Origin of the sequence: Aeromonas sp. Y293-4 (assembly GCF_027705905.1) — a bacterium.
In the GTDB taxonomy this organism is placed as follows: Bacteria; Pseudomonadota; Gammaproteobacteria; order Enterobacterales; family Aeromonadaceae; genus Aeromonas; species Aeromonas veronii.
The window spans coordinates 111,842-134,744 of record NZ_JAPDCI010000014.1; the positions used below are offsets into that span (position 1 = coordinate 111,842).

Annotated in this window: 23 protein-coding genes and 1 riboswitch; of the genes, 13 read left to right on the forward strand and 10 right to left on the reverse strand. The window is 60.0% G+C overall.

All coding sequences use genetic code 11. The annotated features are described in order from the left end of the window. Nucleotides 1-198 precede the first annotated feature (198 nt). Nucleotides 199-912: a 3-deoxy-D-manno-octulosonic acid kinase gene (locus OKC31_RS15810; RefSeq protein WP_005339249.1), complete on the forward strand. Its 714-nt coding sequence runs from the start codon at nucleotides 199-201 to the stop codon at nucleotides 910-912. 70 nt (nucleotides 913-982) lie between these two features. After that, entirely contained in the window at nucleotides 983-1,846 is an 864-nt protein-coding gene (locus OKC31_RS15815) for a GGDEF domain-containing protein (protein WP_247823695.1), read from the forward strand. A 6-nt stretch (nucleotides 1,847-1,852) separates the two neighbouring features. On the opposite strand, the gene OKC31_RS15820 is transcribed toward OKC31_RS15815, so the two are convergent. Further along, complete coding sequence (locus OKC31_RS15820; protein WP_247823694.1) at nucleotides 1,853-2,707, reverse strand: carboxylate/amino acid/amine transporter; 855 nt, start codon at nucleotides 2,705-2,707, stop codon at nucleotides 1,853-1,855. Between the two features lie 39 nt (nucleotides 2,708-2,746). Here OKC31_RS15820 and OKC31_RS15825 point away from each other — a divergent pair, with 39 nt between their 5' ends. Next, nucleotides 2,747-3,208 carry a DUF6314 family protein gene (locus tag OKC31_RS15825; protein WP_247823693.1) on the forward strand — a complete coding sequence of 154 codons (462 nt, stop codon included), beginning with the start codon at nucleotides 2,747-2,749 and terminating at the stop codon, nucleotides 3,206-3,208. Nucleotides 3,209-3,712: 504 nt separating this feature from the next. Here OKC31_RS15825 and OKC31_RS15830 read toward each other — a convergent pair. Beyond that, nucleotides 3,713-3,874, reverse strand: a complete 162-nt coding sequence (locus tag OKC31_RS15830; RefSeq protein ID WP_005339236.1) for a hypothetical protein — start codon at nucleotides 3,872-3,874, stop codon at nucleotides 3,713-3,715. Beyond that, nucleotides 3,859-4,758 carry a DMT family transporter gene (locus OKC31_RS15835; protein ID WP_005355734.1) on the reverse strand — a complete coding sequence of 300 codons (900 nt, stop codon included), beginning with the start codon at nucleotides 4,756-4,758 and terminating at the stop codon, nucleotides 3,859-3,861. The genes OKC31_RS15830 and OKC31_RS15835 overlap by 16 nt, the downstream gene beginning before the upstream one ends. A gap of 91 nt (nucleotides 4,759-4,849) precedes the next feature. On the opposite strand from OKC31_RS15835, the gene OKC31_RS15840 reads away from it, so the two are divergent. Beyond that, on the forward strand, nucleotides 4,850-5,809 hold the full coding sequence (locus tag OKC31_RS15840) for a LysR family transcriptional regulator (protein WP_005357110.1): 960 nt from the start codon (nucleotides 4,850-4,852) through the stop codon (nucleotides 5,807-5,809). On the opposite strand, the gene trpS is transcribed toward OKC31_RS15840, so the two are convergent. Both trpS and OKC31_RS15850 read right to left on the reverse strand, forming a co-directional pair. Further along, on the reverse strand, nucleotides 5,788-6,801 hold the full coding sequence (gene trpS / locus OKC31_RS15845; RefSeq protein ID WP_103252027.1) for a tryptophan--tRNA ligase: 1,014 nt from the start codon (nucleotides 6,799-6,801) through the stop codon (nucleotides 5,788-5,790). The two genes, OKC31_RS15840 and trpS, sit on opposite strands and share 22 nt — an antisense overlap. A gap of 192 nt (nucleotides 6,802-6,993) precedes the next feature. Beyond that, the gene (locus OKC31_RS15850) at nucleotides 6,994-7,431 is read right to left on the reverse strand and encodes a universal stress protein (protein WP_005339229.1); all 438 of its coding nucleotides are present in this window, start codon (nucleotides 7,429-7,431) and stop codon (nucleotides 6,994-6,996) included. Between the two features lie 401 nt (nucleotides 7,432-7,832). On the opposite strand from OKC31_RS15850, the gene fabV reads away from it, so the two are divergent. The 6 genes from fabV to OKC31_RS15880 all read left to right on the forward strand — a co-directional run bounded on the left by fabV (nucleotide 7,833) and on the right by OKC31_RS15880 (nucleotide 14,900). Further along, the gene (fabV, locus tag OKC31_RS15855) at nucleotides 7,833-9,020 is read left to right on the forward strand and encodes an enoyl-ACP reductase FabV (protein ID WP_247823692.1); all 1,188 of its coding nucleotides are present in this window, start codon (nucleotides 7,833-7,835) and stop codon (nucleotides 9,018-9,020) included. A gap of 92 nt (nucleotides 9,021-9,112) precedes the next feature. Then, nucleotides 9,113-9,637 carry a non-heme ferritin gene (gene ftnA, locus OKC31_RS15860; RefSeq protein WP_005339225.1) on the forward strand — a complete coding sequence of 175 codons (525 nt, stop codon included), beginning with the start codon at nucleotides 9,113-9,115 and terminating at the stop codon, nucleotides 9,635-9,637. A 150-nt stretch (nucleotides 9,638-9,787) separates the two neighbouring features. Then, a complete protein-coding gene (locus tag OKC31_RS15865) occupies nucleotides 9,788-10,972 on the forward strand; it encodes an NAD(P)/FAD-dependent oxidoreductase (RefSeq protein ID WP_247824156.1) in 1,185 nt (394 codons plus the stop codon). Between the two features lie 81 nt (nucleotides 10,973-11,053). Further along, nucleotides 11,054-12,727, forward strand: coding sequence for a sensor histidine kinase (locus OKC31_RS15870; protein ID WP_247823691.1), 1,674 nt, complete (start codon nucleotides 11,054-11,056; stop codon nucleotides 12,725-12,727). Between the two features lie 129 nt (nucleotides 12,728-12,856). Continuing rightward, nucleotides 12,857-13,600 (forward strand): LytR/AlgR family response regulator transcription factor, encoded by a 744-nt coding sequence (locus OKC31_RS15875; RefSeq protein ID WP_203119656.1) that lies wholly within the window; start codon nucleotides 12,857-12,859, stop codon nucleotides 13,598-13,600. Between the two features lie 109 nt (nucleotides 13,601-13,709). Beyond that, a complete protein-coding gene (locus tag OKC31_RS15880) occupies nucleotides 13,710-14,900 on the forward strand; it encodes an L-lactate MFS transporter (RefSeq protein WP_040069602.1) in 1,191 nt (396 codons plus the stop codon). A gap of 73 nt (nucleotides 14,901-14,973) precedes the next feature. Here the strand turns inward: OKC31_RS15880 and OKC31_RS15885 are convergent, their stop codons facing one another. From OKC31_RS15885 to OKC31_RS15900, 4 genes are all read right to left on the reverse strand, one after another. Then, nucleotides 14,974-16,098, reverse strand: coding sequence for a 5-(carboxyamino)imidazole ribonucleotide synthase (locus OKC31_RS15885; protein WP_201944030.1), 1,125 nt, complete (start codon nucleotides 16,096-16,098; stop codon nucleotides 14,974-14,976). Further along, complete coding sequence (purE, locus tag OKC31_RS15890) at nucleotides 16,095-16,604, reverse strand: 5-(carboxyamino)imidazole ribonucleotide mutase (protein WP_201944029.1); 510 nt, start codon at nucleotides 16,602-16,604, stop codon at nucleotides 16,095-16,097. The genes OKC31_RS15885 and purE overlap by 4 nt, the downstream gene beginning before the upstream one ends. Before the next feature lie 63 nt (nucleotides 16,605-16,667). Further along, a complete protein-coding gene (locus OKC31_RS15895) occupies nucleotides 16,668-16,970 on the reverse strand; it encodes a P-II family nitrogen regulator (RefSeq protein ID WP_005321666.1) in 303 nt (100 codons plus the stop codon). 4 nt (nucleotides 16,971-16,974) lie between these two features. Then, complete coding sequence (locus OKC31_RS15900; protein ID WP_247823690.1) at nucleotides 16,975-17,901, reverse strand: sodium-dependent bicarbonate transport family permease; 927 nt, start codon at nucleotides 17,899-17,901, stop codon at nucleotides 16,975-16,977. A gap of 109 nt (nucleotides 17,902-18,010) precedes the next feature. On the opposite strand from OKC31_RS15900, the gene OKC31_RS15905 reads away from it, so the two are divergent. The 3 genes from OKC31_RS15905 (at nucleotide 18,011) to murI (ending at nucleotide 21,916) form a co-directional block, all read left to right on the forward strand. Beyond that, on the forward strand, nucleotides 18,011-18,913 hold the full coding sequence (locus OKC31_RS15905; RefSeq protein WP_270657157.1) for a LysR family transcriptional regulator: 903 nt from the start codon (nucleotides 18,011-18,013) through the stop codon (nucleotides 18,911-18,913). A 35-nt stretch (nucleotides 18,914-18,948) separates the two neighbouring features. Next, nucleotides 18,949-19,126: riboswitch (cobalamin riboswitch) on the forward strand. A gap of 52 nt (nucleotides 19,127-19,178) precedes the next feature. Further along, complete coding sequence (locus OKC31_RS15910) at nucleotides 19,179-21,002, forward strand: TonB-dependent receptor domain-containing protein (RefSeq protein WP_247823689.1); 1,824 nt, start codon at nucleotides 19,179-19,181, stop codon at nucleotides 21,000-21,002. Between the two features lie 110 nt (nucleotides 21,003-21,112). Next, entirely contained in the window at nucleotides 21,113-21,916 is an 804-nt protein-coding gene (gene murI / locus OKC31_RS15915) for a glutamate racemase (protein ID WP_167557086.1), read from the forward strand. A 7-nt stretch (nucleotides 21,917-21,923) separates the two neighbouring features. Here murI and OKC31_RS15920 read toward each other — a convergent pair whose 3' ends face one another. After that, on the reverse strand, nucleotides 21,924-22,415 hold the full coding sequence (locus tag OKC31_RS15920; protein WP_247823688.1) for an RNA recognition motif domain-containing protein: 492 nt from the start codon (nucleotides 22,413-22,415) through the stop codon (nucleotides 21,924-21,926). Nucleotides 22,416-22,903 lie beyond the last annotated feature (488 nt).

Below are 22,903 nucleotides of genomic sequence, written 5' to 3' on the forward strand. Positions count from 1 at the left end.
GGGTGGATGGCATTATGCAAACTCCCCTCTGGATTGTAAAATTGCGCACAATCGTCAGCCGGGATAGGCCGGGCCCTGCGCCATGACCTGTTTCTGCACGTCGTTGATTAAAGGCCACTATTGCGGGCATGCCAGAGCGGCAGCCTCATCGCCAATTGAAAAATTGCGATCCATGACCCACCGAGCGGGATCTCCACGATGCGAGTACAGACCGAACACAACCAGATCTGCTGGTATGCCGAAGGGGCCTTTCGCGACCCTTCTCCCCAGTTATTCGATCCTGCCTGGTGGCAGAACAACCGTCAGGTGGTGGGAACCTCCATCGGGCGGGGGGTGACTTGGTTCGTCAAGGATGAGTCCCGCCATCTGGTGCTGCGTCACTACTATCGCGGCGGCATGGTGGGCAAGGTGGTGCGGGATCGCTTCTGGTTCGAAGGGGTCGAGTCGAGCCGAGCCATGGCCGAATACACCCTGCTGGCCAAGTTGTGCGAGTTGGGGCTACCGGTGCCACGTCCGTTTGGTGCCCGCATGGTCAAACAGGGCCCCTTCTATCGCGCTGATATCCTGATCGAGCGAATTCGCGGTGCCAAGGATATGGTGGCGCTGCTCAAGCAGGGGCCGGTGGCGACCGAGGTGTGGCACAAGATAGGTCAGACGGTGCGTCAGCTGCACGATGCCGGGGTCTATCACGCCGATCTCAACAGCCACAACCTGCTGCTCGATAAAGAGGGCAAGGTGTGGGTGATCGATTTTGACAAGGGTGCGATCCGCTCCCCCGGCGAATGGCAGAAGGCCAATCTGGAACGCTTGCTCCGTTCATTCAATAAAGAGTCTCAACTGCATACCAGTTTCCACTTCGTACCGGAGAACTGGCAGACCTTGATGAACGGGTATCAGGGAAAAGCGCTCTGACCCTGTTGCTCGGCGTGAACGCCAATGTTACTTATTGAGCAGGTATTCAGATCCTGTTTCGAGGCGCCCCATGGAAATGCTCAAGACACCTTTGGTCGATGTGACTGCCCGGCTTGATCCGGGTCTGCTGTCTGATGCCATGGTGCTGCTGGAGGCGGGAATCTGGAGCTGGTCAGCCCAACACGGACTGCAGCGTGATCCCTCCTGCCTGCGCCTGTTGGGATTGGGAGAGTGCTGGCCGGATGATCTTGGCTGGCTGGATCGGGTGCATCCCGACGATGTTGCCCGGCTGGAAGATGCCCTGCTCGCCTGCCAGAGCGGCCGCAGCAGCGGTCTGCGCCTCGAATACCGCATTCTGCATCATCACGGTCACTACATCCGGCTGGAAGAGCGGATGCGTCGCGATGAGCGGGGTTATCTGCTGGGGGTCGTCCGTCACCTCGATCCCGCTGCCGTGCTGGTGGAGGAGCGACATGGCACCGATCCGCTGACCGGACTGGAGAGCCGTGGCCGCTTCGAGCAACTGCTGGAGGAGCGGCTGGCGACCGAGAGTGGCACTTTCAGTCTGCTGCAGTTCTCGGTCGATCACATGGCCAAAATCCAGCAATTGTTTGGTGAAGCGGCTTGCGACGCCATGCTGGCCAAGCTGGCGCGTATCGTACGCCACGAACTGCGGCGGGAAGATCCCTTTGCCCGCTGGGATGAGGACGGTTTTATCCTGATGCTCTCCCAGACCGAGCGGATGAGTGCGCTGGAGATCGCCGAGCGGCTGCGCCTCGAGATTGCCGATGCCAGCCTGCTGTCACAGCGGCCGGTCACCGTCAGCATCGGGCTGGTGCAGAGTCAGGCTGGCGAGCAGCTCGATCATCTGCTGGCCCGGCTGGCCAGCTGTCACAGTCAGGCCAGACGGGAGCACAACACCGTCGTCGGCTGAGTGTGGTCAGGGTTGGCCGCGCTTGTCACGCTGGCAGACCCAGAGCGAGGCCAGCATCAGCAGGCCGCCGATGGTCAGTCGGGTCAGGTCGGTATCCTTGCCCCAGAGCAGCAGATTGACCAGCAAGCCGGCCGGAATGAGCGCATTGTTCATGATGGCCAGCACCCCGCTGGTGACCAGCGTCGCCCCCTTGTTCCAGAGGAAGTAGCCAAGGCCGGAGGCACCCACCCCCAGCCAGAGCAGAATGCCCCACTGCAACCCTGACGTCGGATATTGCGGTTTGCCCAGCAGCCACCAGGCGGGCAGTGCGATCACCAGCGCTCCCAGATAGAAGCAGCCGAACACCGCCAGTTGCGGCGGTTGCTCCGCCTCCCGTGCCAGCAGTACCTTGTAGCCCACCTGACCGAGCGCGAAACAGAGGTTGGCCCCCTGCACCACCAGAAATCCCAGCACATAACTTTCGGTCAGGCCGTCGAAGCGGATGACGGCAGCCCCGAGCACCGCCAGCAGGGCGCCCCACAGATAGGTGGGCTTGAAGCGCCCTTCCAGCAGGTCGTGGAGCAGGGTGACGTAGATGGGGGTGAAGATGGTAAAGACCAGCACTTCCGGCACCGTCAGCACCAGAAAGGAGTGGTAGTAGAAGAGATACATGATGCCGAGCTGGATGGCACCGAGAGCCATCAGTTTGCCTACCAGAGCGGGGCGCAGCCAGCGGCGGCGCAGGAAGGGGAGAAACACCAGACTGGCGAGGGCGATGCGGGTCAGCACCGAGAAGTAGGCATCGACCTGACCAGCGAGGTAGACCCCGATCAGGCTGAAGGAGAATGACCAGAGCAGGGTGACCCCTATCAAGTAGTTCATGTGTTTGATTTATCGTCAGTTGTCAATTTTAAGGGGGCTATGATGGCCGAGATGGAAGCGGCAATCCAGCGTTTATGGGCGCGATTGCCACAGGTCGGAGCATTTTCCTTTACCGCCAGCAATAGCGAGGGGTCGGCGACCGACTGGAATGGTCGGGGCGAGGGGCGTGTGCAGGTGACCGATCATCAGGGGAGCTGGCTATTTAACGAGCAGGGCCGTTACATAACGCCTCATGGAAGGGAACTCGCCATGCACAACCGCTTCTGGTGGCAGCGCAGCGAACGGGGGATCCGTCTCTCCCATCTGCGTTATGAGGCGCCGGTCGAGCTGTTCGAGCTGCTGCCGCAAGGAGATGGCCGCTGGCTGACCGCCGAGCCCCATCTGTGCGGGGCGGATCACTATAGTGCCGAGTTGACCGAGATCGACGGCGGTTTTCTGCTGAGCTGGCAGATCTCCGGGCCGCGCAAGAACGAGCGACTCAGCTATCGCTATTCGGTTTGAATTTCAGATGGTTGTCGTTGGCTTTTTTGGCCAGTCAGTCTGATATATCAGGCTGACTGTTGGAATGTGTATCAGTCTGGCTAGCTCGTCTAAGTTTCCCGTGAAGGTGTTGCTCACACTCTATGTTGTCAGTAGCTCTGCAAAAGCGTTTATCAGTCTTATCAGGGCAAACGCTGCTATGGCAACGCACAGGTTTTCTAACGGGCTATTGGTCACCAATGTATGAAGGGTATGGGCTAGGACAAGAGCATTGCGCATGTGAATCACCTTAATGAGTCGGTTGCATTACTGATAGCCAGTTCTTTAAGGATTCACTGTTGGTGAGAAACCACTATTAGCTCAGTCCCCCATCAAAACAGTTGATAACAGGTAACGGTTTTCTCCTGATCTCGAACATAAAAAAACCGGCGCAGAGCGCCGGTAGCGGGGGGACAAATCGGAGGTTTTTTAAAACAGTCCCAAAACAGGAGAGATAGACTCTCGTCACACATTCAGAGATGGACTTCAGGCATTCAGGGCATAGCTCAGCATGGCTTGCAGCTTGCTATCGAAGAACCAGGGCAGCAGTACCATCAGCAGGCCCAGGATCCCGGCCAGCCGCTGGCGATATTGCCAGCCGGCAATCAGAACCAGACCACCGCACAGTGTGGTCAGGATGCCTGACATAGGGAGACCTCGCGCTGCATGCGACGCTGTTGCGCCCACTGGTTCATGGCGACCGAGCCGAGGATCAGGGCCAGAGCAACACCTGTGGTGGGGTGGATCTGCTCGCCGAGGAACAGGGCACCCAGCATCACGCCGAACAGCGGCACCAGATAGTTGCTGAAGGAGGCGAACGTCGGGCCGGCCTTCTGGATGAGGGCCATGTAGAGGAAGTAGACCAGACCGGTACAGAGGGTACCCAGCACGGTGATCGCACTCAGGGCCTGGGTGCTCGGCAGGGTCAGGCTGCTGAGGTCAACCATGAAGGGGGCGACCAGCAGCAACTGGATTGCCGAGGAGATCAGGATATTGCGGGCGACCACGACCGGATGGTCCTTGGCGAAGCGCTTGATCATCAGCAGGCCGATGGCGAAGCAGCTGGCACCCAGCAGGATGGCCATGGCACCGAGCAGGCCGGCGTTCATGCCCTGGGAGAGTTTCGGCCAGAACAGGGTGAGCACACCGGCAAAGCCGATGATCACGGAAAGCAGGCCGGTTTTGGTGATTCTTTCACCAGAAATAAACAGCGGTGCAGCCAGAATGGTCACAAACGGGATACAACCCATGACCACGGCGGCGATGGCGCTATCCACATACTGTTGGCCCCAGGCGACCATGATGAAGGGGATGGTGGCATCCAGCAGGGCGATCAGCATATAGGTGCGCCACGGGGTGTGCTCACTCTTGAGCCGCATGAACAGGCAGAGCAGACCCAGGGTCAGGCTGCCGCACAAGGCACGACCGGCAGCCACCAGAATGGGGGGCAACTCGGCAACGGCCTGGTGCATGAAAATGAACTGGGAACCCCACAGCAGGCCAATGGCCAGCAATAACAGATAGCTACGCATTTGAATCTCCGATGTATTAAGCCAGCGCATTCTAGGCAATCTGTTACTATGGTAAAAATGAATTGTTGGCATTTAACTATGGCTAATATCGATGGATAGCTCGCTCGCCCGTCTCGACCTCAACCTGCTCGCTGTATTCGACATGCTGATGCAGGAGCGCAATGTCACTCGTGCCGCCGAACGGCTGCATCTCTCCCAATCCACTGTCAGTCACGCCTTGGGGCGGCTGCGGGTGGCGCTGGATGACCCGCTGTTCGTGATGAGTCGGCGCGAGATGATGCCGACCGAGCGGGCCAAGGCGCTGGCCGGGCCGGTTCGCCAGGCGCTGGCGATGCTGGAGCAGGGATTGCGGCAGGCCAAGGGGTTTGATCCCGCCACTGCGCGGCGGATTTTCCGCATCGCCACCCCGGGCTCGGTGGAGCACGGGCTGGTGCCGGTGCTGGTGGAGAGGCTCCATCGGCAGGCCCCTCACTGTCGGCTTGAGGTGTGCGAGCTGGCCGACAGCGACTACGAGCGGGAGCTGGAGAAGGGGGAACTGGATCTGGTGATCGGTTTCGCCGGGGCGAATCACCTCTCACCGCGCTTGTGGCGGGAGGAGTGGTTCAACAACCCGCTGGTCTGCCTGTCGCCGCTTGGCAGCGAATTGCCCGATGTGCTGACTCCGGTCGAGCTGGTCAGCCGTCCCCACATCCACACCTCCAGCTGGGGTCACAGTCAGGCGATGGTGGAGCTCTGGCTGGCCCGCTTCGGGGTGGAGCGGGAGCTGGGGGTCAGGTTACCGAGCTTTATGGCGGTGCCGCCGTTAATGGCGACCGGCCGCTATCTGGTGGTGGTGCCCGAGATGATCGGGCGCCACTTCTGCCGCTACTACCCGCTGCGGATGCATCAACTCGACCCCGCCATCCCCATCGTCTACCTGATGGCGGGGCACCCGCTCACCGCCCACGACGAGGCGATAGGCTGGTTCAAGAGCCTGCTGCACCAGCTGGTGTTCGACCTCTACGGCGACGATGCGCTCGGGACCCCCGCTCAGCGGATGTTGGCGAAGTAATCCAGCCCCATGGCGCTTTTCACCTCCGCCAATACCTCATCGGTGATGATGCGAGCCTGCTCGGTGCCCTGATAGAGCAGTTCCAGCAGCATCTTCTTGTCGGCAATGGCCGCGGCACGGCGCTCCCGCATCGGGGCGAGCAGGGTCTGCAGGCAGTCGTTCAGCACCTGTTTGCAGCGCATGTCCCCCAGTCCGCCTCGTCGGTAGTGCGCCTTCATCTCGGCGACCAGCGCCTTGTCGGGGTGGAAAGCATCGAGATAGGCGAACACCGTATTTCCCTCCACCTGACCCGGATCGCTCACCTTGAGGTGGTTGGGGTCGGTATACATGGCGAACACCGCCTGTTTGACCTCTTCCGCCGACATGCCGAGTTCTATGGTGTTGCCGAGAGACTTGGACATCTTGGCCTTGCCGTCGATGCCGGGCAGGCGGCCGGTGTCGCTCAGGATCGGCTGGCATTCGGTCAGCACCTCTTTGCCTACCAGAGAGTTGAAGCGGCGGACGATCTCGTTGGTCTGCTCCAGCATCGGCAGCTGATCTTCCCCGACCGGCACATGACTGGCGCGAAAGGCGGTGATGTCGGCGGCCTGACTCACCGGATAGACCAGAAAACCGGCCGGCAGCGTGCGCTCGAACCCTTTCTGCTGGATCTCCGCCTTGACGGTGGGGTTGCGCTCCAGCCGCGCGACGCTGACCAGATTGAGGTAGTAGCAGGTGAGTTCGGCGAGGGCGGGCAGGGCGCTCTGCAGGCAGAAGGTGGTCTTGGCCGGGTCGAGGCCGACCGCCAGATAGTCGGCCATTACCTCCAGCACATTGTCGGTCACCTTGGCCGGGTTGTGGCCGTTGTCGGTCAGCGCCTGCAGATCGGCGATCATCACGAATTGACGGTAGTGGTGCTGGGCTTCGACGCGCTGGCGCAGCGAGCCGACATAGTGGCCGATGTGCAGTTTGCCGGTGGGACGATCGCCAGTCAGGATTACGGGGTTGTGCATGTCACTCTCTCCAGTTGGGTGAGCCGGGAGGCGACAAAGGGATAAAAACAGTTGACCGCCTCTCGGCGGTCACGGTGTTTTCTTTGGGGAATTTACAATAGAAACGCGGTGCCGCCTGTTTAGGTGCAGCACCACCAGTAGTTGTGATTGAATGCGGTCATATTCATAGCAAATCAAACTACGCCGGTTTCATTACTTCTGCAAGGGGACGACCAGCAGATCGCAGGGCACCGTATTCATCAGCTGACGGGCGCTGGAGGTGAGCAGACTCCAGAAACTCTGGCGATGGCCGCACACCAGCAGGTCGATCTCATACTCCTTGACCGCCTGATTGACCCGCTCGCTCAGATCGCCGCAGATCACCAGCTTCTTCTCGATGGGGTAGTCCACCGAGGCCAGAAATGCCTCCAGCTTCTCTTTCGCTTCGGCGATCACCTGATCCTGCACGTTGTCGATGTCGATATCGATCATCTCGGTGTAGAGATCCTTGAGGTCCACATCGACATGGATAACCGACAGCTTGGCGCCGTTGGAGCGGGCTCTGTCCACCGCCTTGTCGATCACCTTGCGGTTATCTTCAGAGAGGTCGATCGCGGCCAGAATATGCTTGTAATAGGTTGTTCCACTCATGGGGGTTCTCCTTACCGATCCTTCAGCCCACTATACCAATCTCTGCTGAAACTAAAATGGTGCCTTGGGCACAGTTTAGGGATTTGAACGAGTTTAATTTCCAACTGACGGTTGCGGTTGACTCAATTAATAATCACTTTTTGCTCGTTAATTAAACAGGAGTTTGAGCCAGGTCACACCCACTCTATTGCCCGCAGCCGGTGAGAGGCATAGGATGGGCCCGTGCTTCGCAATGAACACAAAACAACAAAAAGCATCTGAATACCGCTTTGGGGAGCCACGTGCTCCCTTTTGTTTATCCGCCTCATTTCCCGCGGCTTTTCTGACTGATAGCGATCCGGCATCAAGTTAATCTCCTTCGATTTGGTTATGCTGTAGCCAGTTTCTTTGGAGGCCTTCCCATGATCATTCATCCCCAGATTCAAGGTTGTGTTGCCCGCAACTGTCATCCCATCGGCTGCCGCGCCGCCGTGCAGCAGCAGATTGAACGCATCAAGACAGCGGGCCCGTTCAACGGCCCCAAGCGGGTGCTGGTGCTGGGGGCTTCCTCCGGGTTTGGACTGGCGTCGCGCATTGCACTCGCCTTCGGGGCTGGTGCCGACACCATCGGCATCTCCTTCGAGCGCGGCCCTTCCGACAAAGGATTGGGCAGCGCCGGTTGGTACAACAACATCTGGTTTCGCAAGGAGGCGGAGCAGGAGGGGCGTATCGCCATCAACCTGATCGGTGATGCCTTCTCCGACGGCATGCGCCAGCAGGCCATCGACACCATCCGCCAGCAGCTGGGGCAGGTGGATCTGGTGATCTACTCGCTGGCGAGCGGTATCCGGGTGCTGCCCGATGGCACGCAGGTGCGTTCGGTGCTCAAGACCACCGGCCAGCCGTTCAGCGGTTGGGGATTGGATCTGGAACGCGATACCTTGGTGCAGCAGTCGCTGGCGCCCGCCACGCCGGAGGAGATCCGCGACACCGTCACCGTGATGGGGGGCGAGGATTGGCAGCTCTGGATGCAGGCGTTGCAGCAGGCGGATTGTCTCGCCCCCGGTGCGCAAACCGTGGCCTACTCCTACATCGGCCCCGAATCCACCTATCCCCTCTATCGGGATGGCACCATCGGTTATGCCAAGGAGCATCTGCACGCCACCGCCGAGACCATCAACCTGCAACTGGCCGAGATTGGCGGCCATGCCTGGGTGTCGGTCTGCAAGGCGCTGGTAACCAAGGCGAGCGCCTATATTCCGGTGCTGCCGGTCTATCTCGGCTTGCTGATGGGGGTGATGAAGGAGCGCGGTGTGCACGAAGGCTGCATCGAGCAGATGCAGCGACTGTTTGCCGCCAAGATGTACGGGGCCAATGGGGTGGTGGCCGATGGTAACCGGCTGATCCGGATGGATGACCACGAGCTCGACCCGGCCATTCAGGCCGCCATTTCGGCGCTCTGGCCCAAGGTGACGCCGGACAATTTCCACGCGCTGGGGGACTTTGCAGGGCTGCGGCAGGACTTCATGCAACTCAACGGCTTCGAGCTGCCGGGCGTCGATTATGCAGCGCCGGTGGATGTCGCCTCCCTTGGCGAGCTGACCCCCTGAGCTGAAAGAAACGGGATCTCCCTCTCGTTGGCGGGTTGATTCGCGGCGGGAGTGTGGCGACAATCGATACCAAATCACTGAGGAGAAACAAGATGCTGGCCCAAGCCATGATCGAGAAGTTGAACGAGCAGATTAACCTGGAGTTCTACTCCTCCAATCTCTATCTGCAGATGAGCGCCTGGTGCGAAGACAAGGGCTTTGAAGGGGCGGCGACCTTCCTGCGCCAGCACGCGGTCGAGGAGCGCCAGCACATGGAGCGTCTGTTCACCTATGTGAGCGAGACCGGCGCCATGCCCAAGCTGGGTGCCATCGATGCCCCTCCCCACGAGTTCAAGTCGCTGGGTGACGTGTTCCGTACCACCCTGGAGCACGAGTACCACATCACCAAGTGCATCAATGGTCTGGCCCACGTAGCCTTCACCACTCAGGACTACTCCACTTTCAACTTCCTGCAGTGGTATGTGGCCGAGCAGCATGAAGAGGAGAAGCTGTTCAAGAGCATTGTCGACCGTCTGGGTCTGGTGGGTGAAGATGGCAAAGGCCTCTACTTCATCGACAAGGAGCTGGCCGAACTGGCCAAGGGCGCCCCGGCCAGTATCATGGACAGCAACGCCTGATAGTCGTGGACACTTAGTGTTCAGCCAGTACAATAACGGCCCTTTTAAGGGCCGTTATTTATTCTGGTGGGCAGCCACTATGGTTGTGTTCCGCCAGAGGCAATCTCGGTTCTGGCCAGGTGCCGTTTCTATTTTGATAAGTGAGTGATGATGAAGCAGGTCGATGTGGTGGTGATCGGGGCCGGTGCGGCCGGATTGATGTGTGCGGCGCAGGCGGGCTATCGGGGACGCTCCGTGCTGGTGCTCGACAACGCCAAGAAGCCGGGCCGCAAGATCCTCATCAGTGGCGGTGGTCGCTGCAACTTCACCAACCATCAGGCGGGCGCTCACGCCTACCTGTCGGAGAATCCCCACTTCAGCAAGTCGGCGCTGGCCCGCTACACCCAGCAGGACTTTATCGATCTGGTAGATCGCCACGGGGTCAACTATCACGAACGCACCCTGGGGCAGCTGTTTTGTCTCGAGAGTGCCAAGGATATCGTCGATGTGTTGCTCACCGAGTGTGACTGGGCCGGGGTGACCCTGCAGTTTCAGACCGAGATCCTCACCCTCAGCAAGCAGGACGAGGGCTTCGTGCTGACGACCAGCAAGGGGGAGATCGGCTGTCACTCGCTGGTCATCGCCACCGGCGGCCTCTCCATGCCCAAGCTGGGGGCGACCCCATACGGCTTCAAGCTGGCGGAGCAGTTTGGCCTCAAGGTCATTCCGACCCGCGCCGGTCTGGTGCCCTTTACCCTCCATCAGGCGGAGAAAGAGGCGTTCGCCGATCTGGCGGGCATCAGCCTGCCGGTGGCGGTGACCGCCGAGGATGGCACCCGCTTCAAGGAGGCGATGCTGTTCACCCATCGCGGCCTCTCCGGCCCCGTCATCCTGCAGATCTCCTCCTACTGGCATGCCGGCGAGAAGATCCACATCAACCTGCTGCCGGAGCTGGATATTCCGGCCGCCCTGCGTGAGTGGGCGCAGGCACACCCCGCGCAGGAGCTGAAAACCGTGCTGGGGCGCGAGCTGCCCAAGCGCTTCGTCGACAAACTGGTGGAACTGGGCCAGCTGGTCAGCAAGCCGATGCGTCAGTACAACGAGCGTGAACTGGAAGCGGTGGCCAATCTGCTGGGTGACTGGCAGATCCTGCCCAACGGCACCGAGGGTTATCGCACCGCCGAAGTGACCCTGGGCGGCGTCGATACCAACGAGCTCTCCTCCAAGACCATGGAGGCGCGCAAGGTGCCGGGCCTCTACTTCATCGGCGAGGTGGTGGACGTGACCGGCTGGCTCGGTGGCTACAACTTCCAGTGGGCCTGGTCCTCCGGTTGGGTAGCTGGCCAATATTGTTGATGTCGCTGGGGCTGGTTTATCCGGCCCCGATTTATTGGTCAGGGTTATGGTGATCGGTTGGGTTGCCGCAAGGGGGCGCAGATGCTTGAGAATCAGATGATGTTGTTGGCGGTGTTCGAGCGGGCGGCGCTGATGCTGATGACCCTCTTCTTCCTGACCCGCACCCGGCCGTTCCAGCGGCTGTTCCAGAAGCGGGATCACACCCCGGCGGAGCTGGTGCTGGTAGCCTCCATCTTCGGCCTGTTTGCGGTGTTCAGTACCTACACCGGCATTCCGGTGGAGGGGGCGCTGATCAATGTGCGGATCATTGCCATTATCTCCGGTGGCATCCTGTTCGGCCCCTGGGTCGGCATTCCGGCCGGGGTCATCTCCGGCCTGCACCGCTATCTCATCGACATGGATGGTCACACTTCGATCCCTTGCCTTATTGCCAGCATCATCGCCGGTCTGCTCGCCACCTGGCTGCACCTGCGTTGCCGCAAGTCGCGGCTCTGGCTCTACGGCATTCTGGCGGGGATGCTCTGCGAAGGGCTGACCATGCTGCTCATCTGGCTGCTGACCGAGCCCCACGAGGTCGGGGTGGAGATCGTTAACCACATCGCCTATCCGATGATCGCCGGGGCGCTCTGCATCGGCCTCATCATCAAGCTGGTGCAGGATCTGGATGACGAGAAGGAGCTGATTGCCGCCAAGCAGGCCAAGCTGGCGCTCGATATCGCCAACAAGACGCTGCCCTTCTTCCAGAACATCGATCGTCACTCCCTCAGTCAGGTGTGCGATGTGATCCGGCGCGACATCAGCGCCGATGCGGTGGCCATCACAGATACCCATGACGTGCTGGCTTATGTCGGGGTGGGCAAGGACTATTACGAGCTGGATGAGCACCACGCCATCAGCGGCATGACCCAGCAGGCGGTGCTGCTCGACCAGATCATCATCAACAACGATCTGCGCCAGTATCACCTCTCCGATTTCCACTCGGTCATCATTATTCCGCTGCGGGAAAACGGCGCGGTGAGCGGCACCCTCAAGATCTACTACCGTCGTACCCACAGCATCACCAGCTCCCTGCGGGAGATGGCGGTGGGCCTCTCTCAACTCATCTCCACCCAGATGGAGGTGTCGCGCATCGAGCAACTCAAGGAGATGACCCGCAAGGCGGAGTTCACCGCCCTGCAGAGCAAGATCAATCCGCACTTCCTGTTCAACGCCCTCAACGCCATCTCATCCTTGATCCGCATTCGCCCCCAGCAGGCGCGCCAGCTCATTGCCAATCTGGCGGATTACCTGCGCTACAACCTCAACAAGGGTGACACCCTCATCGACATCAAGGAGGAGTTGCAGCAGGTACGCGACTACGTGGCCATCGAGCAGGCCCGCTTTGGCGACAAGCTGGAGGTGGTGTTCGATGTGGATGATGTGCATATCGAGGTGCCGAGCCTGCTGTTGCAGCCGCTGGTGGAAAACGCCATCCTGCACGGCATCCAGCCCCGCAGCGCGCCGGGTCGGGTCACCATCGAGGTGAAGCAGCTGGCGGGCGGCATCCGGGTATCGGTACGAGACACCGGTTACGGCATCAGTCAGGAGGTGATCGACGGGGTGGCCGCCGGGCGGGTGGAGAGCCGCAGTATCGGCCTGATGAACGTACATCAGCGGGTCAAACTGCTCTATGGCGACGGCCTGCACCTCAAGCGGCTGGAGCCGGGTACCGAAGTGAGTTTCTATCTGCCGGATCAGGAGTCGATGCCATGCTGAGAGCCATCATGGTTGAGGATAAGTGGGTGCCGCGAGAGGTGTTGTCATGCTGAAAGCGATCATAGTGGAAGACGAATGTTTGATTCGTGAGGAGCTTGCTTCTCCTGTGCTCCTTCAGGGGGCAATGTCATGTTGAAAGCGATCATTGTGGAAGACGAGTATCTGGCTCGCGAGGAGCTCATCTATCTGGTGAACCAGCACAGCTCCATCGAGATAGTGGCGAGCTTCGAGGATGGGCTGGAGGCGTTCAAATACCTGCAGGATCACGAGGTGGATGTGGTGTTTCTGGATATCCAGATCCCCTCCATCGATGGCCTGCTGCTGGCCAAGAACCTGCACAAGTCGAGCCATCCGCCCCACATTGTCTTCGTTACCGCCTACAAGGAGTTTGCGGTGGAAGCGTTCGAGCTGGAGGCGTTCGACTACATTCTCAAGCCCTACAACGAGCCCCGCATCATCAATCTGCTGCAAAAGCTCGAGCATGCGGGCAAGTCGCAGCCAGCCTCCACGGGGGAGGCGAGCGGTGAGGGGAGCAGCCCGCACAATCGCACCGTCAATCTGGTGAAGGGGGAGCGCATCATCGTCACCCCCTGCGAGCAGATCTACTACGCGGAAGCCGACGAGAAGCTTACCTATGTCTACACCCGTGATGACCGCTACGTGATGACCATGACCATCAGCGAGTTTGTCAGCCGGTTGCCTGCCGAGGGGTTCTTCCGCTGCCACCGCTCCTACTGCGTCAACATCAACAAGATCCGCGAAATAGTCCCCTGGTTTAACAGCACCTATCTCATCCGGCTCCATGATCTGCCGTTCGAGGTGCCGGTCAGTCGCAGCAACATCAAGGCGTTCCGTCAGCTGATGCGGCTCTGATTGTCATTCATTCCCGCCGATCTGCATTTCATGCCTTAATCGATCGGCGCGAACTGCGTCTTGCCTATAGTGGCCTCAATTTCCTTAAGGCCATCGACCGAGACGCATCATGACCAAAGAGATGAATCGCACCCGGTACCTGACACTGATCGGTACCATTATCACCCAGTTCGCACTGGGTTCCGTCTACACCTGGAGCCTGTTCAACGCCCAGCTCTCCGACAAGCTGGACGAGCCGGTGAGTCAGGTCGCTTTCGCCTTCGGCCTGCTCAGCCTCTCGCTGGCGGTCGCCTCCTCCATGGCGGGCAAGCTGCAGGAGCGATTCGGGGTGCGCAACGTGACCCTGGGTGCCGGCGTGCTGCTCGGCATCGGTTTCTTCCTCACTGCCCATGCCAGCAATCTGGCGATGCTCTACCTCTGCGCGGGCATTCTGGTCGGTTTTGCCGACGGCACCGGCTACCTGATGACCCTCTCCAACTGCGTGAAATGGTTCCCGGAGCGCAAGGGGCTCATCTCCGCCTGCTCCATCGGTGCCTATGGTCTCGGCAGTCTCGGTTTCAAATACATCAACCTGCTGCTGCTCTCCAGCTCCGGCCTTGAGACCACCTTCCAGCTGTGGGGGCTGATCGCCATGTCCATGGTGCTGGTGGGCGGCATGCTGATGAAGGATGCGCCCAAGCAGGCCGCTTCCGTGCAGCAGAGCGAGAGCCGTGACTTCACTCTGGCTGAGGCGATGCGCAAGCCACAGTACTGGATGCTGGCGCTGATGTTCCTCACCGCCTGCATGAGTGGCCTCTACGTCATCGGCGTGGCCAAGGATATCGGCGAGAAGATGGTGGGTCTGCCTGCTGTGGTCGCCGCCAATGCCGTCGCCATCATCGCCATGGCCAACCTGGGTGGCCGTCTGGTGCTGGGTATCCTCTCTGACAAGATGTCCCGCATCCGGGTCATCACCATCGCCCAGCTGATTACCCTGGCGGGCATGGCGCTGCTGCTGTTCGTGCCGCTCAATGCCAATCTGTTCTTCGTGGCGGTTGCCTGTGTGGCCTTCAGCTTCGGTGGCACCATCACCGTCTACCCCTCGCTGGTGAGCGACTTCTTCGGTCTCAACAACCTGACCAAGAACTACGGCGTTATCTATCTGGGCTTTGGTCTGGGCAGCATCATCGGCTCCATCGTGGCCTCCCTGTTTGGCGGCTTTATGGCGACCTTCCACCTGATCCTGGTATTGCTGGTGGTGGCGCTGGTGCTCTCCCTCACCATCCGCCTGCCGGCACCGGTAGCGGTGGAGCGGGCCTGATAAGCCTTCCTGCCATAGCAAGCAAAAACAGAGACCCGGGCCATGCCCGGGTCTTTGCATTTCCGATGGTCGATCAGCGCCGCGCTAGCCCCAGCAGCTGGCGGGCCTTGCGGCAGCTCTCTTCCACCGTTGACCACTCATCACCGGTTACCGTGATGTGGCCCATCTTGCGGCCGGGGCGGGGTTCGCCCTTGCCGTAGAGGTGCAGATGCAGGCCGGGCAGCGCCAGCAGGGCGGCCCAGTCGGGCGTGCCGTTTTGCCAGAGATCACCCAGCAGGTTGATTAACAGGGCGGGGCGCACTGCGATTTGCTCCGGCAGCGGCAGATCGCACAGGGCCCGTACCTGCAACTCGAACTGGCTGCATGCAGCGTTGTCGAGGCTGGGGTGACCCGAGTTGTGGGGACGGGGCGCCAGCTCGTTGACCAGCAATCGGCCTTCCACCAGAAAGAACTCCACCGTCAGCACCCCGACGTAATCGAGGGCCGCGATCAGCCGCTCGGCTATTGCTTTGGCTTCGCTCTCCAGCGCCGGCACATTGGTCGGGGAGCGAGTCTGATCGAGGATGCCGCCGCGGTGCCAGTTCTGCACCAGCGGCAGGGCGCTGATGGCACCGCTCGGGTTGCGCGCCAGGGTCAGGGCAAACTCCCCCTCCAGCGCCAGCCGTTTCTCCAGCACGCAAGGCACAACACTGGTTGCCAGCGCCGTCGCCAGCTCATCCAGATTACTCACTTGCCACTGCCCCTTGCCGTCGTACCCTTCGCTGGCCGTTTTGAGAATGGCAGGGAACAGTTCGCTGGCCTGTGCGGGGATGGGCTCTTCCGGCAATAGCGCCAGATAGGGGGCGACCGGGATGTTGGCTCCGCGCAGAAAGGCTTTCTCTTCACGGCGGTCCTGACAGACCCGCACCGCGCTGGCGGCCGGGCGCACCGGCTTTTGTTTTTCGAGCAGGGCGAGGGTGGTGGCAGGCACGTTCTCGAACTCGCAGCTGATGGCCTCGCAGTAGCTGGCCAGTTCGTGCAGGGCTGCGGTGTCGTCATAGGGGGCGACAATATGGTGATCGGCTGCGGCCCCGGCGATGCTGGCCGGATCGGGATCCAGCACCACTACCTTGTAGCCGAGGCGGTGGGCGGCCATCACAAAGTAGCGGCCAAGCTGGCCGCCCCCCAGCATGCCGAGGGTGGCGGGAGGCAGGATCATGTCGGCTCCTCCAGCGTGAGGGCAAGCACCCGGTCGCGCTCGCGGGTGCGGAAGTCGTCGAGCTGCTGCAGGTAGCGGGGGGCGTCGCCGTCTTGTGCAACGGAGAGCAGAGAGACAGCAAACAGGGCTGCGTTGGCAGCCCCCGCCTCGCCGATGGCGAAGGTGGCGACCGGCACCCCTTTGGGCATCTGCACGATGGAGAGCAGGGAGTCCATTCCCTTGAGATGGCGCGAGGGGATGGGCACCCCCAGCACCGGCAGCGTGGTCTTGGCGGCGACCATACCAGGCAGATGAGCGGCGCCACCGGCTCCGGCGATGATGGCGCGCAGACCGCGCGCGCGCGCGCTGGCGGCATACTCGAACAGCAGATCCGGGGTGCGATGGGCCGAGACTACCTGCGCCTCGTAGGGCACGCCGTGCTCCTTGAGGATGCGGGCGGCAGCCTGCAGCACGGGCCAGTCGGAGTCGGAGCCCATTACCAGGCCGATCAGGGGAGCGGTGTTCATTTTTTCTGGTTCCTTGCTGTTAAACGTTTGCTTTTGGTGGGCAAAAAGAGCCGGCAAGCCGGCTCAGAATTTCTCGGGTCGCACGATTTCGACCGGCTGCAGAAAGGCGATCATGGCGTAATCGGGGTAGTAGCGACTCTGCAGGTGGGCCAGCAGCCGCTCCGCCTGCTCCCGGCTGCAGATCGCCTCCAGCCGGATGTTGCCGCTCTCGCTCCAGCTGGCGTTGCGCTCACCATGATCGCCCCGACCGCGGGCATCTGTGATGGTGTAGCCGCGCAGCCCCTCACGGGTGAGGGTGCGCAGCAGGGTAGGCTCCAGATTGGCTTCCGTGATGACGGTCAGCAGGGTGCGGGTCTCGGTCTGCATGTGGCTACTCCGTGAAGTGGCGGGCCCAGCTGTGGTAGAGCGGGAGCCCCAGCATGATGTTGAACGGGAAGGTGACCCCCAGTACGGCGCTGAGGGACAGCCCCGGGTTGGCCTGAGGCACGGCGATGCGCATGGTGGCCGGCACGGCAATATAGGAGGCGCTCGCCGCCAGGGTGGCCAGCAGGGTCAGGCCGCCGAGGGAGAGCCCCATCAGCTGGCCAGCCGCCAGCCCCAGTCCCGCTGAAGCGAGCGGCATCAACAGGGCGAAGCCGAGCAGGAACAGGCCGTGGCGGCGCAGATCCTGACACTGACGGGCGACGATGAGGCCCATCTCCAGCAGGAACAGCGCCAGCGCTCCCTTGAACAGGTCGACAAACAGCGGTTTGAGCGGGGCAATCCCGTCCGGCCCGGCCAGATAGCCGATGGCCATGCCGCCCAGCAGCAGAGTTACCCCTTTGCCGAGGAAGGTCTCGTGGGCCAGCATGCGCCAGCGGGTCTCGCGACTGATGCCTCGGGCCAGCACTATGCCCACCAGAATGGCGGGGATCTCCATCACCGCGAGAAAGATGGATAGCTGGGATTCAAAGCTGATGCCCCGCTCGGTGAGCCAGTTCACCCCGACCGCAAAGGTGGCGACGCTGACCGAACCATAGTGGGCGGCAGTGGCGGCGGCATCGACCTGGTTCATCTTGAGGCGCAGCATGGCAAAGCCGAGTAGGGTCTGCACCACGCCGAGCAGGATCACCAGCGCCAGTTGTGGCAGCAGAGGTTGCAGGGATTGCTGGGCCAGACCGACGCCGCCCTTGAGGCCGATGGCCAGCAGCAGAAAGAGGGAGAGGGTGTCGTAGAGGGCAGGCGGCAGTTTGAGCTCGGAGCGCACCAGACCGGCCAGCAGACCAAACAGAAAGAAGAGTACAACAACGTCCAGCATGATGGTTCGCATGGCAGTTCAGATAATGGTTGCATGCTAGAGCCCGCAATGTTTCGATAAAATCAGATTCTCGCTGATGGTTGTTCGGTAAAAACTGATAGGGAACGGCATGCTCAACTACAAACAGCTCTACTACTTCTGGCATGTGGCACGCAGCGGCAGTGTGACGCAGGCCGCCGAACAGCTGCATCTCACGCCGCAGACCATCAGCGGTCAGGTTGCAGAGCTGGAGCAGTCCCTCGGAGTGGCGCTGTTCAACCGGGTGGGGCGGCGTCTGGTGCTGACCGCCGCCGGACGGCAGGCGCAGGAGCAGGCGGGGGCGATTTTCTCGCTCGGTGCCGAGCTGGAGCACACCCTGCGCCACGCCAGTCAGGAGCTGACCATGCAGGTGGGGATCGCCGATTCGGTACCCCGCACCCTGGCGTTCGAGCTGCTGGCCCCCGCCATGGCGCTGGCGACCCCGCTGCGGCTGGTGTGTCACGAGGAGCGGGCCGAGCAGCTGTTCAGCGAGCTGGCTCGTCATAAGCTGGATATGGTGCTGATCGATCGCCCGCTTCCCCCCGACAGTGGCGTGCGCGGCTACAACCACGAGCTGGGGCGCAGCCCGCTGGCGCTGTTTGCCAGCCCGGAGCTGGCGGCGCGGGCGCGGGATGGCTTTCCCGCCTCGCTGGAGGGGTTGCCGCTGCTGATCCACGGAGAGAAATCGGCTACCCACGATCGGCTGCTGGCCTGGTATCGCCAGCAGGGCATTCATCCCCATCTGGTGGGGCAGTTTGATGACTCCACTCTGATGAAGTCGTTCGGCAAGGCGGGGATGGGGATCTTCCCGGCGCCGCTGGCGATGGCTGACGAAATTGGTCGCCTCTATGGGGTGGTGCGAATTGCGACCCTCACCGACGTCACTCTCTCTTACTATCTGGTCTCGGCAGGGCGCCATCTCTCCCATCCCGGGGTGCAGGCGGTGATGGAGGGGGCCCAGCAGCGGCTGGCGGCGCTGGCTGGCAATAAATAGAAATCTGGATGGCTATACATCCAGCTTTGCTCTGCCTATAATCCTCCCGCTTTGGCGCATCATGCTTAATAGGGAATCCGGTGAGAATCCGGAGCTGGCGCGCAGCGGTAAGGGGGAACGAAGCGACATCAGGGCACTGCCGTCAGGCGGGAAGCCGTCGCCGTAGGCTATCAGCCCCCGAGCCCGAAGACCTGCCAGAGTTCGTATTTCGGGCCGAGAGAAACCGGCCACGAAGTAGATACTTACGCGAACTTAAGGATCTCTCATGTCGAAGAAATTTCTGGCGGCTGCCCTGTTGCCGACGGCGGCGTTTGCCCAAACTACCATCCCCATCAATCCAACTCTGGTCATTACGGCCAACCGCGTGGAACAACCGGTCAGCTCGGTGCTGGCGCCCGTTGTGGTGATCGATCGTGCCGAGATCGAATCTCGTCAGGTGCAGAGTTTGCCTGATTTGCTGAAAACCCTGCCCGGCGTGCAGATGGCGACTCTGGGAGGCCGGGGGCACATCAGTAGCCTGTTTGTCCGTGGAACCAACTCCAACCACTCTCTGGTCTTGATGAATGGTCGCCCGATTGCCGCCATGGTGGCGGGCACGCCCGATCTCAGCCAAATCCCGCTCGGCAATATCGAGCGCATCGAATATATCCGTGGCCCACGAGCGGCGGTGTATGGTTCCGATGCCATCGGCGGGGTGATCAACCTCATCACCAAAACATCCGCCAAGAATGGCAGTGAGACACATTTGAAGGGCGGCGCTGGCAGCCATGGCTATGGTCAGGGTGAGCTAAGAACGGTTCAGTCATTGGGCCAAAAAACCGATATGAACATGCTGATCGGCTACGAACGTACCGATGGTTTTGATGTCGTAGCCAATACCAAACAGCCTGATCGTGATGGTTTTGCCAGCCGTAATGGCCAAATGGGTTTGAACCACGCGTTTAATGATGCCTGGAGTGCGGACTTCAATGCTCAGGGCTATGACAATCTCACTGACACCGATGGCAGCACGGATCAGAGTCGGGTACAGGCTTTCCAATATGATGGTGGTGTCAAGTTCCAGGGTCAGGATCTGAGCAGTCGACTTGAAGCCAGTTACGGTGAGAACAAGCTGAAGACTTGGCAGGAGGCTAAAGGAGAGGCTAGCGGTGAGCCTATTCATACTGGTTTAACCCGTTTCTCCTGGATCAATAGTTGGAACGGTATCGAAGGGGTTAATCTGACCGGTGGCGCAGACTGGCAGCGTGAGGAGATGAAATCAGACTCCCGCGGCTATGGAAAAACCTTCAACGCTCCTGATCGTGACAATACCGGTCTGTTTGCTGTGGGAAGCTATCGTTGGCAGGCGCTGTTATGGGAACTGTCCGGTCGGACCGATGACAACCAGCAATATGGTCGTCACAACACCTGGTCTGCCGCCAGCGGGCTGGATATCGATGAGAACCATAATGTCCGGTTGAGTTACGGTACTGGCTTCAAGGCCCCCACCTTCAACCAGCTCTATTATCCAGGGTCTGAGAATCCGACACTCAAGCCGGAAGAGAGCAAAAACCTGGAGTTGGGCCTGTCAGGTCGCTATTCGGCCTGGGATTGGTCTGTGAATCTGTATCGCAACCGCATCGACAATCTGATTTATTGCCTGACCAGCATGAGCTACACCTGCAACCCCAAAAATACCACGGCGGATATCAAAGGAGTGGAAACGGAGCTCGGCATCGACACTGGACCTGTGCATCATCGTTTGAGCTACGACTACACCAGAGCCAAAGATACGGGTAACCAGGATTTGCAGCTGCTGCGTAGAGCTGAACATAAAGGCAGCTGGATCGCAGATACCCGATTCGATGCCGCAACACTAACTGCTGAACTGCTCTATGTGGGCAAGCGCTATGACAACAACTGGGCGACTAGCCAGCGGGTGGAACTCAGTGCCTATACGCTGTTGAACCTGGCTACCAGTTACGAGGTGACTCAGCAATTTACCTTGGGTGGACGTATCGATAACGTGTTCGATCGTGATTACGCCCCCGCTTATGGTTACGCATCGCCGGGTACCGAGTTCAAAGTGACTGCCGACTACCGCTTCTGATGCTTTATTCGGTTCATCCTTGAAAAACCGAGGCCCTGCCATTGGCAGGGCCTTTTCTATTGGCTGCAGGCGGGAGTATGATCGCCGCCTTGCACCAAAGGGGAGCTCAAGTGGCCAATATTCTCGTGTTCGACTCCGGTATGGGTGGCCTGACCATCTACCGCGAGATCCGCCGCGTTCTGCCGGCACACAACTATTTCTACTGCTTCGACAACGCCAACTTCCCCTATGGTGAATTGAGCGAGCCCGCCCTGATTGCTGCCTGCACCCGCTTGGTGACCACCATGGTGGCCCGTCATCATATCGATCTGGTGGTGATTGCCTGCAACACGGCCAGCACCATAGCGCTGCCGGCCTTGCGTGAGGCACTGGATATTCCCGTGGTGGGGGTGGTGCCAGCCATCAAGCCCGCCGCTGCACAGACTCGCAACGGTTGTATCGGTCTGCTTGCTACGCCGGGCACCGTCAGCCGCGATTATACCCATGAACTGATCGCCCAGTTTGCTCCCGGCAAGCAGGTGCTGCTCAAGGGCACCACCGAGCTGGTCATAGAAGCCGAACACAAGCTGGCGGGCCTACCGGTCAATATGGCGCTACTGCGCGAGGTATTGGCCGATTGGCTGGAGGGGGAAGAAAAGCCGGATACGCTGGTGCTTGGTTGCACTCATTTCCCGCTACTCAATGCAGAGATTGGGCAACTGATGCCGCAATGCCAGCTTATTGACTCGGGCAGTGCCGTTGCCAAACGGGTGGCCTGGTTGCTGAGCAATGGCGGGCATGCCACCGTGCAGCCTGTACATATAGAAGAGGTGATTGCCAGGGCTTACTGTACCCGGCTGGATGGGGAGGCCCAAAAACTGACAGCCCCCTTGCAAGCATGGGGGCTGTCATCATTGGAAGAGGTGAAGTACTGACGAGCGGTTAGACGTCAGTTTCGCTACCTTCCCTTTCCTCTTTATCACGTTTGTCATTCGCTTCACGCACCTTGAGGGTGCGCTGCTGATACTCTTTGTCATTCAAAGCGGCAATCGCTTTGGCGGCATCGGCGGCGGGCATCTCCACGAAACCGAAACCTCTGCGCTTGCCGGTTGCCTTGTCCTTCATCAACCGCACGGAAATGACCTGGCCCTGCTCGGCAAACAATTCGCGCACTGCGATCTCATTGGCGCGATAGGGCAGGTTGCCTACATATAAGGTGCAAGTCTCCTGATTGGCGATCGACTCGGCGACATTAGCCGGGGTTCGCTTCAAGAACAGCGGTACCACGAAACCGCCGATGGCCAGACCTGCTGCAAAAATCACTTCCGCTTTCAAAGAGAACTGCAGGGCCTGGGCAACCAGGTAGCCAACCACTGCCAATACCAGAGCAAGGATTGCGGCCTGCATATATATGGGAAACTTGGATAAATTCATCTTAAAAGACCTTTTGTAAATGAAAGCAAAAAAGGTGCAACACTATATTCACCTCCATGGTAACCAGCTTTCCTGATTGGCGCTACCATGGACCACTCGGGAGAGGTTATCGGCTCCAGTATGGCATTCCCAAGGACACTAAAGGCGACATAAATGACGCTAAAATGGGAGTGAAATAACCGGATTGTGGATAACGTTGTATATATACACTGAATAAGCTGTTTCTAATTGAATAATTTGAAATTTTCGTGATTTTCTTCAAAAAAAGTCTTGTCATCGCAGCGTCGCTCCCTATAATGCGCCCCTACCAGCACGGCGGAACACGCCGAACTGATGAGCCAGCTTCCTAGCGAAGTGGGCGCCGAAAGAAAAGCGAAAACAATCGCTTGACTTTCGAAGTGAGAGGCGTAATATGCGCCTCCTCAACGCGACAAGCGTGACGCTCTTTAACAATTTGAATCAAGCAATCTGTGTGGGCACTCACAGCA